Origin of the sequence: Blastococcus sp. DSM 46786 (genome assembly GCF_900109665.1) — a bacterium.
Classification (GTDB): domain Bacteria; phylum Actinomycetota; class Actinomycetes; order Mycobacteriales; family Geodermatophilaceae; genus Blastococcus; species Blastococcus carthaginiensis.
In genome coordinates this window covers 23,355-38,169 of record NZ_FOAO01000016.1, presented here as the reverse complement: position 1 = coordinate 38,169, position 14,815 = coordinate 23,355, and the positions used below count along the sequence as shown (strand labels likewise).

14 protein-coding genes are annotated in these 14,815 nt (G+C 67.8%); 6 read left to right on the top strand and 8 right to left on the bottom strand.

Features of this window, described 5'->3' with window-relative positions:
* Positions 1 to 6 precede the first annotated feature (6 nt).
* From BMW62_RS15170 to gmd, 3 genes are all read right to left on the bottom strand, one after another.
* On the bottom strand, positions 7 to 987 hold the full coding sequence (locus BMW62_RS15170) for an O-antigen ligase family protein (RefSeq protein ID WP_170852405.1): 981 nt from the start codon (positions 985 to 987) through the stop codon (positions 7 to 9).
* 265 nt (positions 988 to 1,252) lie between these two features.
* Positions 1,253 to 2,164, bottom strand: a complete 912-nt coding sequence (locus tag BMW62_RS15165) for a glycosyltransferase family 2 protein (protein WP_091932161.1) — start codon at positions 2,162 to 2,164, stop codon at positions 1,253 to 1,255.
* Entirely contained in the window at positions 2,164 to 3,177 is a 1,014-nt protein-coding gene (gene gmd / locus BMW62_RS15160) for a GDP-mannose 4,6-dehydratase (RefSeq protein WP_091932366.1), read from the bottom strand. Before gmd ends, BMW62_RS15165 begins: the two co-directional genes overlap by 1 nt.
* 86 nt (positions 3,178 to 3,263) lie before the next feature.
* Here gmd and BMW62_RS15155 point away from each other — a divergent pair, with 86 nt between their 5' ends.
* Positions 3,264 to 4,229 (top strand): GDP-L-fucose synthase family protein, encoded by a 966-nt coding sequence (locus BMW62_RS15155; protein ID WP_170852404.1) that lies wholly within the window; start codon positions 3,264 to 3,266, stop codon positions 4,227 to 4,229.
* Here BMW62_RS15155 and BMW62_RS15150 read toward each other — a convergent pair.
* Positions 4,150 to 5,475 (bottom strand): glycosyltransferase, encoded by a 1,326-nt coding sequence (locus BMW62_RS15150; RefSeq protein ID WP_170852403.1) that lies wholly within the window; start codon positions 5,473 to 5,475, stop codon positions 4,150 to 4,152. The genes BMW62_RS15155 and BMW62_RS15150 overlap by 80 nt on opposite strands.
* Positions 5,476 to 5,533: 58 nt before the next feature.
* Here BMW62_RS15150 and BMW62_RS15145 point away from each other — a divergent pair, with 58 nt between their 5' ends.
* The 4 genes from BMW62_RS15145 (at position 5,534) to galE (ending at position 10,335) form a co-directional block, all read left to right on the top strand.
* Positions 5,534 to 6,088 carry an LbetaH domain-containing protein gene (locus BMW62_RS15145; protein WP_211435146.1) on the top strand — a complete coding sequence of 185 codons (555 nt, stop codon included), beginning with the start codon at positions 5,534 to 5,536 and terminating at the stop codon, positions 6,086 to 6,088.
* A gap of 119 nt (positions 6,089 to 6,207) precedes the next feature.
* Positions 6,208 to 7,629 carry a tyrosine-protein kinase domain-containing protein gene (locus tag BMW62_RS15140; RefSeq protein ID WP_091932153.1) on the top strand — a complete coding sequence of 474 codons (1,422 nt, stop codon included), beginning with the start codon at positions 6,208 to 6,210 and terminating at the stop codon, positions 7,627 to 7,629.
* 202 nt (positions 7,630 to 7,831) lie between these two features.
* Entirely contained in the window at positions 7,832 to 9,289 is a 1,458-nt protein-coding gene (locus BMW62_RS15135) for a sugar transferase (protein ID WP_244524066.1), read from the top strand.
* Positions 9,290 to 9,366: 77 nt separating this feature from the next.
* Positions 9,367 to 10,335 (top strand): UDP-glucose 4-epimerase GalE, encoded by a 969-nt coding sequence (gene galE / locus BMW62_RS15130; RefSeq protein WP_091932151.1) that lies wholly within the window; start codon positions 9,367 to 9,369, stop codon positions 10,333 to 10,335.
* 17 nt (positions 10,336 to 10,352) lie between these two features.
* On the opposite strand, the gene BMW62_RS15125 is transcribed toward galE, so the two are convergent.
* On the bottom strand, positions 10,353 to 11,480 hold the full coding sequence (locus BMW62_RS15125; protein ID WP_244524065.1) for an LCP family protein: 1,128 nt from the start codon (positions 11,478 to 11,480) through the stop codon (positions 10,353 to 10,355).
* A 788-nt stretch (positions 11,481 to 12,268) separates the two neighbouring features.
* On the opposite strand from BMW62_RS15125, the gene BMW62_RS22245 reads away from it, so the two are divergent.
* Complete coding sequence (locus BMW62_RS22245; protein ID WP_139206282.1) at positions 12,269 to 12,475, top strand: hypothetical protein; 207 nt, start codon at positions 12,269 to 12,271, stop codon at positions 12,473 to 12,475.
* 81 nt (positions 12,476 to 12,556) lie between these two features.
* Here BMW62_RS22245 and BMW62_RS15115 read toward each other — a convergent pair whose 3' ends face one another.
* The 3 genes from BMW62_RS15115 to BMW62_RS15105 form a co-directional block, all read right to left on the bottom strand.
* Positions 12,557 to 12,931, bottom strand: a complete 375-nt coding sequence (locus BMW62_RS15115; protein ID WP_091932146.1) for a type II toxin-antitoxin system PemK/MazF family toxin — start codon at positions 12,929 to 12,931, stop codon at positions 12,557 to 12,559.
* On the bottom strand, positions 12,928 to 13,161 hold the full coding sequence (locus BMW62_RS15110) for a hypothetical protein (protein ID WP_091932143.1): 234 nt from the start codon (positions 13,159 to 13,161) through the stop codon (positions 12,928 to 12,930). Before BMW62_RS15110 ends, BMW62_RS15115 begins: the two co-directional genes overlap by 4 nt.
* A 120-nt stretch (positions 13,162 to 13,281) precedes the next feature.
* Complete coding sequence (locus tag BMW62_RS15105) at positions 13,282 to 14,514, bottom strand: acyltransferase family protein (RefSeq protein ID WP_139206281.1); 1,233 nt, start codon at positions 14,512 to 14,514, stop codon at positions 13,282 to 13,284.
* Positions 14,515 to 14,815 lie beyond the last annotated feature (301 nt).

Here is a 14,815-nt window from a genome sequence, read left to right as displayed (position 1 = left end):
CGCATCCTAACTGCACGCCACTCGCGATTGGACCGCCTTTATGACTGACGGCTTAGACGTCTCAGCATTTGAGTGAAGCGCTACGGCGATCGATGTCGAGAATATCGCCCAGTACAACGGTTGTTGTAACATGGCCGATGTTAACGCGAATGCGGCGAGGATCGCGGCTACGGCTACGGGGAGCGCGCTATCGGTGGGGCGCCGCCTACTCGCCTTAATGATTGCGCCGATCATAATTCCATAGACCGTAGCGATGGCGATGAAAGCAAAAAGTCCCCCCTGATACCAAGCGCGAATCGGAAGATTATGCGTGAGGACGACCCCATCGAAGGTTCCACCGCTCGCGTCATCCATTCCTGCGCCGAACAGGGGATTGTCCACGATGCCGTTCCACGCGTATGCCACGGTGCGGATACGGTCTTCAATGGTGCTGATCTCGTCGGTTTGTCCGGTCACCTGGGCGAGTCGGTCCACGGGGGATGCGAACGCGCCGCTAGACGAAGCGATGGTTACCCCTAGAGCTAGGGTTAGCAGTGCTGTGACGCTACCGACCACGTAGACGAGCGCCGAAGTCCGCCGAAGGTATGCATAAACGAGTAATGCAGCTACGAAGGAGATCATCGATGAAGTGCTCCCGGTGACCAGCAAACCCGTTGCATTCACGATGAACGTCGCTACGAGGATGCCTCGCAATGGGCTTCGTTGTGCGTGCTGCCGCCTGTAACCCTCGATCGTGATCAAGATGGCGACGGAGGCCATGACTCCCATGGTGTTCGGGTGCCCCGCGAGTCCGGGGGAGCGTCCGTAGAGACTGCTTTCTCCCAGCACCTCAAGTCCTGCAGCCTGGAGAACGCCGGCGAGGGAGGAGGCCGTCTGGGCAGTCGTGAACCATACGGCGGCGATGCGGATATGGCTAGGGCGGTGCCTATGGATCCAGGAGGCGGCTAGGGGCGCAAAGCCGACCATGGCGATCATCTGAATGGTCACCACTACAGAGCCTAAGGGGGCGTCAGCCTCTGGAGAGCTAGCGACGGCAGCGCACGAAAGTAGCGCCACGACAATAAGGAAGCCTCCTCCCCTCGGAGGAACGCTTACGCGGCCCGTGATGGTCATGACGAGTACCAGGCCGATGACGGCACTCGACCAGTACGCCGAGTAGTCGCCTATCGCGCCTCTGACAAATGGAAGAGTCGCCGAAACGCTGGCTAGCAGAATCCGGGATGCGCCAACGTGGCCGCATCTCGGCTGCTCGTCAGCTACGGCGCGCGGAGGTTTCAGCACCGCCCTGGCTCTTCTCTCGAACCTTGACGGAAATCTGCCAATAGTACATGGAAAGTGCAAGCGCGTAATCTAGGCCAGCGCGGCCGTCGAGGAACCCAAGCTTGACGAAGTACGAGTACAAGAAAAAGAGTACGGGCTTCCCTGGGACGCTGTCGAAGCGAGCTCCTCGGTCCGAGCGCAAGGCGGCGACCTGACGACGTACGGCACGATTGCGTCGTAAATGAGCTTCCCAGTCAGAGTAACGATTGTGGCGTTCGAACCAGGTAGATACTGGATCGCGATCATCATGGATTAGCGCTGCCTGTGCCTGCCCCGGCTCTTCGCAGCCTTGCGGCTGATAGTGACCTTCGACCTCGCGGATGCCAGGCGCGTCGAGGTCGCCAACCTCAGGAAAGCGAACAGTGTGTTTGTTCAGCAGGCTCCGCTTTGATACTCGGTGGCCGAAGCGCAGGATGCGCCCCGCGAACCGGTAGGAGAGTTGGATATCGTACGCGTCAGGTCCGGTGGCCAAGGCTCCGGAGCGGACCAGGGCGTCGATCTCGCGTACCAAGTCAGCAGTTGGATACTCGTCCGCGTCTAGAAGGAGCACCCAGTCATGCGTGGCTCCTGTGTTCTCTAAGGACCACTGCTTCTTCTTGGGATATTGGCCGTTCCACTCGAACAGCACTACTCTGGCACCCTGCGAACTGGCGATCTGGCGCGTGTCATCAGTACTGTCCGAGTCTACGACAATGACGTCATCGAACGGTGATAGTTGACGCAGGGTGTGACCGATGTTGGCCGACTCATTCTTGGTCAGGACGATAACGCTGACGGGTATCGATCGGGGTGCGAAGTCGCTCGTCTTTAGGGTGCGACTGCCAGCTCTACTGTTGACTCCCATTACTTGTCAATCCGGACAAGTCGACCGGTCCGCTCGTCTTCGAGCAACTTTATGTCGGCATCAACCATAATGCGCACGAGCTCGGGAGTGTGCACCTTAGGCTTCCAGCCAAGCCCGTCCCTGGCCTTCGAGTAGTCGCCGATGAGTGCATCTACTTCCGTCGGTCGTTCGTAGCGGGCGTCGTAGTCGACGTACTTCTCCCAGTCGAGTCCCACGTGCTCAAAAGCCATGCGAACGAAGTCCCTGACCGAGTACGCGGTATTCGTGGCAAGAACGTAGTCCTCCGGCTTGGGGGCCTGGAGCATCCGCCACATGCCCTCGACGTACTCCGGGGCGTATCCCCAGTCCCGCACCGCATCGAGGTTGCCCATGTACAACTTGTCCTGCAGGCCGGCCTGGATGCGGGCCACGGCCCGGGTCACCTTGCGGGTCACGAACGTGGCGCCACGTCGTGGCGACTCGTGGTTGAAGAGAATGCCGTTGACCGCGAACAGGTCGTATGCCTCGCGGTAGTTCCGGGTGACCCAGTACGCGTAGACCTTCGCCGCTCCGTAAGGGCTGCGGGGGTAGAAGGGCGTCGACTCGTCCTGCGGGGGAGGGGTCGCTCCGAACATCTCGGACGAGGACGCCTGGTAGATCTTCGTCCGCACCCGAGCTGCCCTGACCGCCTCGAGCAGCCGCATCGCAGCCACTCCGGTCACGTCGCCCGTGAACACCGGCTGGTCGAACGACACGCGCACGTGCGACTGGGCGCCAAGGTTGTAGACCTCGTCGGGGTTGACGTCGCGCAGGATGTTGATCAGCGTGACGCCGTCGTTCAGGTCGCCGAAGTGGAGGAACAGCCGCTGGTTGGCGACATGAGGGTCCTGGTAGATGTCGTCGAGCCGCTCGGTGTTGAACGACGACGATCGGCGGACGATGCCGTGCACCTCGTAGCCCTTGCTGAGCAGGAGCTCGGCCAGGTAGGAGCCGTCCTGTCCGGTGATGCCCGTGATCAAAGCAGACTTGGCCATGCTGTCCCCCGTGCGGTTGTCACTCGAAGCTTCCATGTGGGTCGACGGATAGCCTAGGTGCGCATCCGACACGGGGAGAACTGACTGTGGCCGTAACCTCGCTCGATAGGAGTGCCCGCACCTACGTCGCGGGGCACCGTGGCCTCGTGGGCGGCGCTGTCTTGCGCCACCTCCAGCAGCTCGGCTTCGGCGATCTGGTGACCCGGTCGTCGTCCGAGCTGGACCTGCGTGACCCCGTGGCTGTTGAAGCGTTCTTCGCCGAGCAGCGACCCGCCACCGTCATCCTCGCGGCCGCCAAGGTGGGCGGGATCCTGGCGAACAGCACCTACCCCGCGGACTTTCTCTCCGACAACCTGCGCATCCAGGTCAACGTGCTCGATGCGGCAGCGCGCCACGGTTCGACCAAGCTTCTGTTCCTAGGGTCGAGCTGCATCTACCCGAAGTTCGCGCCCCAGCCGATCCGTGAGGACTCGTTGCTGACCGGCCCGCTGGAGCCGACCAACGACGCCTACGCCATTGCCAAGATCGCCGGCGTGCTGCACGTGCAGGCGCTCCGTCGGCAGTACGGGCTGCACTACATCTCGGCGATGCCCACCAACCTCTACGGACCGGGAGACAACTTCCATCCGACGGGTTCGCACGTGCTGCCGGCGCTGATCAGGCGCTTCGACGAGGCAGCGCGCTCCGGCGCGTCGTCCGTCACGGTCTGGGGCACGGGCGCGCCGCGACGCGAGTTCCTGCACGTCGATGACCTGGCTCGCGCGTGCGTGCACCTGCTCGAGCACTACGACGAGCCGGAGCCCGTCAACATCGGCGTCGGTGAGGATCTTTCCATCCGGGAGATCGCCGAACTCGTCGCCGAGGTGGTGGGCTTCCAGGGCGAATTGGAGTTCGACACCAGCAAGCCGGACGGCACCCCCCGCAAGCTGCTCGACGTCAGCAAGATCAAGTCATTCGGCTGGGAGCCGAGGATCACGCTGCGGGACGGTCTGAAGCAGACGTACCGCTGGTACTGCGAGCAACTGGAGACAGGGCAGCTTCAGCGGACCTGAACGGATCCCTGCCGAGCCCCTCGATCCAGGCCTCGATGAGGGCCAACGAACGGGCGCCGGTCAAGTGCTCCGCGGCGTAGTACTGCCCGTTGGCTCCATGGGCTTCCGCGATGGCGGGGGCAGAGGCCAACGACTCGATCGCCGCCAGGAGGCTTCCCGCATCGCCGGCCCGGACGGTCAATCCGGCATCGGAGAGGGCCATCAGCGCCGCGGCGCCGCTCGCCGGGTCGGTCGCCGCGACCACCGGGCGGCCCGCGGTGAAGTACGTCGTCAACTTGCTCGGCACCGACATCTCCACGACGCCCGGTCGCTCGTGGAGCAGGAGGCAGTCGGCAGCCTCGAGTGCAGCCTCGAACCGCCCCTTGGGCAAGGGGTCCAGGAACGTTGCGTCGAAGAGTTCGCCGGCGTAGTCGCGGAGGTACTCCCGGCGTGCTCCGTCCCCCAGGAGCACGACACGCACAGCGCTGCCTCGCTCCTTCGCGAGCCGCTGGACGTCGATCAGGCCTTCGAGGCCCTGCTTGGCGCCCATGTTCCCGGCGTGCAGGGCGATGAATTCGTCCTCGCGCCAGCCGAGGTCGCGGCGCGTAGCGGCCCGGTCTGCGCCGGGCATCGTCACATGGGACCAGTTCGGGATGACATCGATCCGGTGCTTGGGCAGTCCGGCGGCGACGAGTCGCCTACGGAAGACGTCGTGGATGACGGCGACTCCGTCCACCCGGCGCAGCAGGAAGAGTTCGAGCCAGGCCGTGGCCCGGGCGACGAGTCCGCCGCCCAGTCCCGTCTCCGACAGTGCGGCGCCGTAGAGGTCCTGGACCACGACGCCGACCCGATGGCGCAGCACCGGCCGGAGCAGGAGCGCAGGGAGCAATGCCAACAGGGCCGGACTGACGGCGATGACCGCAGAAGGCCGCTCCCGGACGAGTCGCATGCCGGCGCGCAGGGCGAAGACGGCTTCCATCCACACTCTGGAGAGGCCGTGCGGATTCGCTGGCACCGGATGGGAGACGCGGATCAGTCGAACGCCGGCATCGTCCTCCGGTCGGCGAGGATCTTCGTAACCGGGGTGTAGCTGCCACTCCGGATAATGCGGATGCCCCGTGATTGCCGTCACTTCGTGGCCGCAGGCAGCAAGATGCCGCGCCATTCCAGTTGTGTACGGTGCGATACCGGTCGTCTCCGGCGCATAGTTCAGGCCCAGGACGACGATGCGCTCATGCCGATCAGGCCGTTCAGTGGTTGCTTGCACAGAATCCCCCGCAGGTCGGTGCATGTATGAGAACTCAACGAACCGTATCCTCGCTCTCGTGGAGCGTCCGACGGTCATCGATCTCGCGGCTGCCCCCGGTTCGGGTGAGTCCTGGGGGGCGCCGGCCTGGAAAGTGTATGCCTGGGGCGTCGCCGAACTCCTGCTGGTCAGCAACCCGTGGCAGATCAGCAGCCGCCTCCGGCGTGCGGTCCTGGTGGCGTTCGGTGCCCGGATCGGCGACGGAGTGGTGCTGCGGCCTCGGCTGCGGGTGCGCTTCCCGTGGAAGCTCGCCATCGGTGATCGGAGCTGGATCGGCGAGGACGTCTGGCTGCACAACCAGGACGAGCTCACGATCGGTTCCGACGCTGTCGTCTCGCAGGGCACGTTCATCACGACCGGCTCGCACGCCCACCGGCGCGACATGGCCCTGCTGACCCGACCGGTGACCATCGAGGACGGCGCCTGGGTGACCGCCCGGTGCATCGTGCTCGGTGGCAGCCGCATCGGTGTCTCGGCGCTGGTCAAGCCGGGGACCGTGGTGAGCGGCGAGGTTCCCGACGGCATGGTCTTCGGCCAGCCGGCGGGAGAGGTTCTCGGGCCGCGGTTCACCTGACCCGCAAGGGGCACGGCGGCAGTCGATCGAGATCCCGACTCCTACCGGTCACCTATCGTCCTCAACTCAAGGCAAGTGTGCTGACGCCAGCGTGCCGGCGTCGATGAATCGGGGGCGACGTGGAACTGAGGGACGTCCTGGCTGCGCTGCGCGCCGCGTGGTGGCTACCAGTGATCGGCCTGTTGACCGGTGGCGCGATCGCCTTCGGTGCCAGCCAGTTGCAGACGCCGCTCTACACGTCGGAGACCCAGCTCTTCGTCTCCACGCGGGACGCGACCTCGACCTCTGACGTCTTCCAGGGCAGTCAATTCTCCCAGGAACGGGTCTCCTCCTACGCCCGATTGATCGCTGGGGAGGAGGTCGCGGCGCGGGTCGTCGACGCGCTCGACCTGTCGGTGTCTCCGGCGGAGCTGGCCGACCAGATCACGGCCACCGCGGTGGCCGACACCGTGCTCATCGACGTCGAGGTCACCGACGCCTCCCCTGAGCTGACTGCGGCCATCGCTGCCGCCGTGGGGGACACGTTCATCGAGTTCGTGGATGAGCTCGAGACCCCGGACGGCGAAGAGTTCTCCCTGGTGGAGGTCACGGTCACCGACCGCCCCGAGGTGCCGGCGGCGCCCAGCTCGCCGAACACCAGCCGCAACACCGCGCTCGGGCTGCTCGTCGGCCTGCTCATCGGCGCCGGTCTCGCGATCCTCCGCGCCCGACTCGACCGCTCGGTCAAGGATCCCGAGGAGACTGCCGAGCTGACCGGCGCCCCGGTCATCGGCAGCGTGCTGCGGAACGCTGCGCTGGACAAGGCGCACACCATCGATCGCGTCGGCGACGGGCGGACGGTCGAGGACTACCGCCAGCTGCGTACCAACCTGCAATTCCTCAACGTCGACCAGCCGCCCAAGGTCATCATGGTTTCCAGCGCACTGCCTGCCGAGGGCAAGACCACGCTGGTCATCAACCTCGCCCTTGCGCTGTCGGATGCCGGTCAGCGAGTTGTCGTGGTGGAGGCCGACCTGCGCCGGCCGAAAGTCACGCGGTACCTCGGGCTCGTGGGCGGCGTCGGGCTCACCAATGTCCTCGCCGGAACTGCCGACGTCGAGGACATCGCCCAGCGCTACCGCGAGAACCTGTCGGTCGTCGCGGCCGGGCCCACGCCCCCCAACCCCGGCGAACTGCTGGGATCCAGGCAGATGGCCTCCTTGCTCGACAAGCTGCGGGCGGACCACGACTTCGTCCTGGTCGACGCTCCGCCGTTGCTCCCTGTGGCCGACTCGACCGGTCTTGCGGTCCACATGGACGGGGTCGTGCTCTCGGTGCGTTATGGCAGCACGCGCAAAGACCAGGTGCAGCAGGCGGCCGCAACTCTCGAGCGGGTGGGCGCCTCCCTGCTCGGCGTTGTGCTCAACATCGTGCCGCCCAAGGCTGCGCTCGCATCGGCCTACGGCTACGGCTACGGCTACGGCTACGACCCCGACCGAACTCCCGGCAAGCACCGGCAGGTGCCGCCGCCCGACGGACAGGCGCCGGCGGACGGGCAGTAGTACGGGTCACAACGGCTTCACGACCAGTTCGTGTTGCGGCCCTGTTCAGGTTCGCTTGTAGCAGGTAGCTTCGCTGCGGCGGTTGAACGTTGGAGTTCTCGGGCGGACTGGTTGTGATGCCCGAGCGCGGCTGCCGCATCGGGTTCACGGGGGTAGTGGCGCAGTGGCAACGCGTGTGGGTGACGGAACGGTTCGTGACTCGGTGCAGTCGGTCGGCAAGGCTGAGATCTCCGGGATGCGACTCCGCGGGGACGGAACGGCGGCTCGCCGGGCCTGGCGCAGCGCGTACGTGCGGCGCATCGGGCTGGGAGACGCACTCTGCGCCGCCGCGGCCGCAGTCGCTGGTTACCTGGTGCGTTTTGGTGCCGAGGAGACGACCACCGGCCACACGCCCTTCCTCTTGGCCGTGGTGCTTCCGGTCGTCTGGGTGCTCGCCATGCTGGTCGCCCGCAGCTACGAGGAGCGCTTCCTCTGGGTCGGGGCGGAGGAGTTCCGGCGCATCTTCTTCGCTGCTGCCCTTCTGCTGGCCGCCGTCGGCACGGTGTCGTGGGGCTTCCAGCTCGATGTCGCTCGTGGCTTCGTCGTCCTCGCACTGCCGCTCGCCACGGCGCTCACGCTGCTGCAGCGCTACTTCCAGCGGCATCGACTGCACCGTCAGCGTCGGGCCGGCCGATACCGGTCCACCGTGCTGCTCGTCGGGCACCGCAGCGGCGTAGCGGGGCTGAACGAGCAGATCCAGCGTGAGGCCCACCACGGTTACCGGGTCGTCGGCTGCTGCCTTCCGGATGCGACGAGCGCCGGCTTCGACGGGTTGCCCGTCCTGGGCCGGCTCGACGAGGTCATCGACGTCGTGCACCGCCACGAGATCGACACGGTCGCCGTGCTTCCCTCGCCGGAACTGGACGGGCCGGCGTTGCGCCGCCTGGGCTGGGAGTTGGAGGACACCGCCGCCGAGTTGTTGCTGGCGCCGGCCGTCACAGAGATCGTGGGACCCCGTGTGCGCATCCGTCCGGTGTGCGGGCTGCCGCTGCTGCACATGGAGCGGCCGGAACTGCGGGGCGTCCGCCGGTTCACCAAGGACGTCTTCGATCGTTCGGCCGCCGCCTTCGGGCTTCTCGTGATCGCACCGCTGCTCATCATGCTCGCTGTGGCCGTCAAGTTCACGAGCCCTGGCCCGGTGTTCTTCCGCCAGGAGCGGGTCGGTCGTAACGGCCGCCCGTTCTACATGCTGAAGTTCCGCAGCATGGTGGTCGGTGCTGACCGGATGGTGGGGGACTTGGCCGCCGAGAGCGACGGCAACGGTGTCCTCTTCAAGAAGAAGGACGACCCGCGCGTCACTCGCATCGGCAAGATCTTGCGCCGCTATTCGCTCGACGAATTGCCTCAGCTTTTCAACGTGCTGCGCGGCGAGATGTCTCTGGTGGGCCCGCGGCCGCCGCTGCAGAGCGAGGTCGAGCAGTACGGCTACGACATGCACCGCCGATTCCTGGTGAAGCCTGGGCTCACCGGTTTGTGGCAGGTGAGCGGCCGGTCCACCCTCTCCTGGGACGACTCGGTGCGGATGGACGTCCGCTATGTCGAGAACTGGTCGCTGCCTCTCGACCTGATGATCTTGTGGAAGACGGTCGGCGCCGTGCTCCGTGGTTCGGGCGCGTACTGAGGCACGCGGTGCACGGAATTCGTGCTCGTGCGTTCGCGGGGCCCACGAACGATGTCTTGCCCGTACGGTGCGGCCCCATGAGCTGGCTGGTCACGGGTGGTGCGGGCTACATCGGGGCTCACGTGGTGGCGGCGATGCGAGCCGCCGGCCAGGACGTGGTCGTCCTCGACGACCTCAGCACGGGCATCGAGAAGCGGGTCGCGCAGGTGCCGCTCGTCGTCGGCTCGACGCTCGACCGCGAACTCGTCGCCCGGACGCTGCGCGAGCACCGGGTGCGCGGTGTCGTGCACCTCGCCGCCAAGAAGGCGGTGGAGGAGTCCGTCCGCGAGCCATTGAGCTACTACCGGGAGAACGTCGAGGGCCTGCGGTGCCTGCTCGAGGCGGCCGCGTCCGAGGGGGTCGACTCCTTCGTCTTCTCGTCGAGCGCGGCCGTGTACGGGGAGTCCGACGTCGAGCAGGTCGACGAGAGGACGCAGTGCCGGCCGATCAATCCCTACGGCCGCACCAAGCTGATCGGCGAGCAGATGGTCGCCGACGTGGCTGCGGCCACCGGGCTCCGTTACGCCAGCCTCCGCTACTTCAACGTCGCGGGCTGCGCGACCCCCGAGCTCGCCGATCGAGGCGTGTCCAACCTCGTGCCCATGGTGTTCCAGCGGCTGGTCCAGCAGCAGCCGCCCGTCATCTTCGGAGACGACTACTCGACGCACGACGGCACGTGCGTGCGTGACTTCATCCACGTGCAGGACATCGCGTCGGCGCACGCCGCCGCCGCCGCCGCACTGGCGGAGGGCCGCATCACCGACCTCGTCGCCAACATCGGCCGGGGCGAGGGCGTCTCGGTGCGGGAGATGATCGCCGTCATCCGCGAGGTCACCGGCACCGCCGGCGCGGAGTGGTCGGAGCCGACGGTTCTCGACCGCCGACCCGGGGACCCCCCTCGGGTGGTGGCGTCAGCGGAGGTCATCGAGGGCGCCCTGGGATGGCGGGCCTCGTTCGGCGTGCGGGAGATGGTGGAGTCCGCCTGGGCGGGGTGGCCGCGGCCCTGATCCGGTCCGTCCGCCGCTCAGCGCGGGACGTCGGGGAGCGCCTCGTCGGCGAACTCGTCGGCGTTCTGGGCGAGCGAGTCGCTGCGGAGGTACTCCCACATGCGCTCGGCGGTGACGTGGTCGAGGTAGACGACGCTGGCCGGCCCCTCCATGCCGGTGCCCAGCACCGGTGCGGTGAAGTACTCGATGTCGCCCGGCGTCACACCACGCATCGAGTACGCCAGGCTGACCAGGTCGGCGTTGCTGAGCGTCTCGTCGACGCTCACCGCGCTGGTGACGGCCAGCATGGCCGCGTCGAGCTTGGGCGGGCTGGTGAAGGTCTCGGCGCTGAACAGCTTGTCGAACATGGCGCGCAGGTACTGCTGCTGCCGCTTCACCCGGTCGAAGTCGCCGCCGGTCAGGCCGTAGCGCTGGGCGAGGTACCAGCGGGCCTCGTCCCCGTTGAGGTGGTTGACGCCGGCGGTGAAGGTGTACGGGCCGTTTCTCGTCGTCTCGGCGACCACGACGTCCACGCCGCCGAGGTCGTCGGTCACCTGGACCAGGCCCTCGAAGTCGATCGCGACGTAGTGGTCGATGCGCACCTGGGTGAGCTGCTCGACGGTCTGCACCAGGAGTGAGGGCCCGCCGAGGGCGTAGCTCGCGTTGATCTTGTTCATGCCGTGGCCGGGGATCTCCACCCAGGAGTCGCGGGGGATGGAGATCAGCTGGGCGTGCTGCCGGTCGGCCGAGAGGCGGGCGAGCATGATCGCGTCGGAGCGGCCGCCGGGGTCGGCGCCCTGCCCGCCCTCGCTGCGGGTGTCGGAGCCGACCAGCAGGAAGGTGACCGGGTCCTCGCCGGCGCTCTGCTGCGGGGTGGCCGGCGCGGGACGGGCCTCGGCCTCCAGGTCGGCGAAGACGCCGGAGACCCGGTCGATGTTGCCGCCCCACCGGTCGGCGAGGAACCACATGCCGCCCCCGACCAGCACGGCGAGCACCAGCGCCAGGACGCCGAGGCTTATCAGCACCCGCCGCAGCCCGCGGCGGCGTGGCTGCGCCTCCTCGGCCCCGTCCGCCGAGGCAGGCAGGAGCGGGATGGGTGCGGTGTCGCGGACGCGGCCGGCGTCACCCGTGCCGTGCCCTGACGCGCCGTTCTCGTCGCTGCGCATTCACCAGCCCCCGTCCCTGTCGAACCCGGCCGAGGGTACGGCGACGCTGCAGGCCCGCACCTCGCCCCTGCCTCGCGAGGGTGAAGTCAGGCGATCCCGGGCTCGCGGTCGGACGGCGCGCGCTCGGTCGGGGAGGCGGAACGCTGGGGGGCCGGACGGCCGGTTGGCCGGCCCTTCCGCGGCGGTGGCTCCGCGGCACTACCCTCGGGCACTCGCCACGGCCCATCGTCCGCCGGAAGGGCGGGGTGGGGAAGCGCCACGTCCGCTGGATGGAGGTCCGGCCAGGTGTCCGGGTACACGGAGCGGTCGCGGGCGGCTCGCGCCTCGTGCTCGGCCAACCGGACGACGGCCCCGATCGCGACAGCCACGGCGAGGGCGACAACCACCCACACCGTGATGAAGATCAGCACCCAGCTCATGGGCTCTTCCTTGGTGTCGCCGGCTCGGCGCCGGATCCGACCGGGGATTGCCGTTCTCCGCAATTCGTGTAGCTGGGTTCGAAGGTACCTGCGCATCCCCTGATGCGGGCCTCTGCGCTGCATCGCAGGTAACGCGCTCGTGAGCTCGTCGATCTGTTGTTGCTCCACGCGACGAACTCAGTGTGATCGAGTTACGGGTGTGCCGGTGCTGCGGCAAATGTGAAAAGCGCGATGACGAAAGGTCGCGGCGCCGCCGCTGAGGCTTTCGTCAGGGCCCGCTCACGGTCCGTGTGGTCAACGTGGGACAGGCGGGGTGACGGCGGTGTGTCGGTCTACGTCCGCGACGTTGCGCGATGACAGCCTTACACCGTGAAGTGGCAGCGTGTGCATCTTGGCCCGAGCAACCATCCGTGCGGGCTCTGCCGAAGCACGGACGTCGTCGTCGTGCAGGCCCAGGAGGTTCGCAGTGGCCTGGCGCTGATCAACCCTCGCTGGGTTCCGGCCGTCCGCAACTACGACCGCTGCCAGACGTGCGGCGCCAAGAACGTCGCCCACGAGCAGCTACAGCCGGCCTAGCTGCGATGCCATTCACGTCAGTGCTTCCGGAGCGCCGCTTCGCGTGGTGAGGCGGAGGCGCCGTCAGTGGCGTACGCCGGATCACTCGCGGCCGGGCCCACGACTCATGTCGAGGAAGTCGCGGAGCCACCGGTCGACCCGTCGCATGGTGTCGGTGCCCGCAGTCCCCGTGCGTCGCGTGATCCGAGTGGTCGAGGTCGTCCGCGGCTGCTCGGTCATGGCGAAGCTCGGCTTGGAGAGGCCGGTGCGGTCACCCTCGACGGGCACGTGGTGGGGCCAACCTCGGTCCACTGACGTGATCGGGACGACGATCGCCAGATCGCGGACGCTGGCCAGGTAGTCCGTGCTGCACACGATCAGTGCGGGTCGGGTGCCACGCTGTTCCCGCCCTGCGGTCGGATCGGAGTCGACCCAGACGACGGCGCCACGCTCGAGCGCGGGAGCCGTGTCCGTCACGGTTGCAGGCCGTCGTCAGCCAACGAGTCCCATGCCTCGGTCTCCTCGCGGTAGGACGCGTCAGTGCTCGCGTAGGCCTCGCGGACGGCCTCGAACCGCGCACGCCGTTCGGCTTCGTCCAGCAGTTCGGCGATCACTTCGGCGGCGGTCATCCGTTGCCGACCTGCCTGTGCGGCGATGCGCTCGCGCAGGCTCCGCGGCACCTTGATGGTGGTAACCGTGTCGGGCATACCGGCGAGGATACCTAGGAAACGTGCGGTGGCGGAGGTCGTTGCCTCGGTGGAGTGGCCGGAGCCTGGTGCGTCAGGCCGGCGTGGCTGCCAGGGCGGGCGACCGTGCGAGGAGACCTGCTACCGCCGCGGGGTGTGGCCGCCGCCGCCGGTGCTGACCGGCAGCGAGCCGCCGCGCAGCCGCCGCTCCAGCGGTTTCTCGACCACCGTGAACAGCACGTAGGCGCTGGCGATCGAGCCCGCCAGGGCCAGCACCGTCGCGCCGAGGGCGATCGCCACGGTGGTGGGCTCGAGCACGTAGTCCACGGCCCGGATGACCAGCTGGTGGGTCAGGTAGAAGGCGAACGACCACTCGCCGAGCTTCACCAGCACCGGGTGGCGGAACACCGACGGGCGCCCGTCCAGGTCGGCCTGCGCCGCCGTCGCGATGGTGAGCGCGAAGGGGATGAACGGGATGGCCACCCAGATCAGGTACGCCGGGGCGTAGGCGGCGATGAGGTAGGCGACGGCGACCAGCACCAGCGAGCCGCCCAGCCCGATCCGCCGGATCCGGCGCCCCTCCTTGATCCACAGCGCGATCAGGATGCCGAGGCAGAACTCCCACAGCCGCTGCACGGGGAAGATGAAGATCGCCCAGTCGGCGACCGTCTCGCCGTGGGTCAGCGGCGCCAGCACGAACGGCGGCACGATCACCAGCACGCAGAGCACCCCGGCCGCCCACCACCGCGCCCGCTGCGACAGCCGCAGCGCCTGCACGATGAGCAGCGGGAACATCGCGTAGAAGAACATCTCGCACGAGATCGACCACGTGACGCCGTTGCCGGCCCAGTAGTACTCGTTGTCCGGGATCCACGCGTGCAGGCCGATGAACGACGGCGCCATGTGCCACAGGAGCTCCCCGGTCTCCTCCGGCCGAGCCAGCGCGTTGAGCGGGATGAACGCCAGGACGGCGACCCAGTACGCCGGCGCGATGCGCGCGAACCGCCGTCGGTAGAAGGGGCCCGCCTTGTCACCCGGCCGGTGGGTCCAGGTGAGCACGAACCCGCTGAGGATGAAGAAGAAGCTCACCCCGGCCGCGCCCGGCTCCAGGTACGGGTCGATCGCCTCCGCGACCGGCGTGAACTCGAACGACGCGATCGAGTGCGAGGCGAAGACCAGCAACGCGGCGACGAACCGCAGACCGGTCAGCGAGTCCAGCCGCGCGGTCGCCCGGGCGGGGGTGGGGCCGGACGACGAGGCGCGCGGGCGGGCGGGGATCGCCGATGGGCGGCCGGCCTGCCGCTCGCCCGAGCGCTGGCCGGCCGAGCGGGCCGGGGTGCCGCGGGACGTCGTGCCGGGATGTGGTGCCGACACCGCTAGCCCTTCCGAGGCGCACGGGGCACCTCGGGCTGCTCGTCGACGACACGCCCGGAGAAGATCATTGCTCTCCACAGTAGAGGCTGCTCGCCGTCACCGCTGGGCGTCGGGGAACACAGGACGTGAACACCTCGTTTCCTCCTGCGTACCGGTGACCCCTCGGGCACGAGCTCGCGATGGGTAACCTCGGGCACCCCGCCCGTGGTCACCCGGCGCGGGCCCGCGCCGTGCGGGCCGACCGTCGTCCGGGGCGCTGCGCCGCCCACCGTGCCGAGACCAGGACCAAGAGGGAACCGAA

Excerpts from the sequence above, each read along its gene's own strand:
- BMW62_RS15165 (WP_091932161.1), bottom strand. The coding sequence starts at position 2,164 with ATGGGAGTCAACAGTAGAGCTGGCAGTCGCACCCTAAAGACGAGCGAC.
- gmd (WP_091932366.1), bottom strand. The coding sequence starts at position 3,177 with ATGGCCAAGTCTGCTTTGATCACGGGCATCACCGGACAGGACGGCTCC.
- galE (WP_091932151.1), top strand. The coding sequence starts at position 9,367 with ATGAGCTGGCTGGTCACGGGTGGTGCGGGCTACATCGGGGCTCACGTG.
- BMW62_RS15125 (WP_244524065.1), bottom strand. The coding sequence starts at position 11,480 with ATGCGCAGCGACGAGAACGGCGCGTCAGGGCACGGCACGGGTGACGCC.
- BMW62_RS15110 (WP_091932143.1), bottom strand. The coding sequence starts at position 13,161 with ATGCCCGACACGGTTACCACCATCAAGGTGCCGCGGAGCCTGCGCGAG.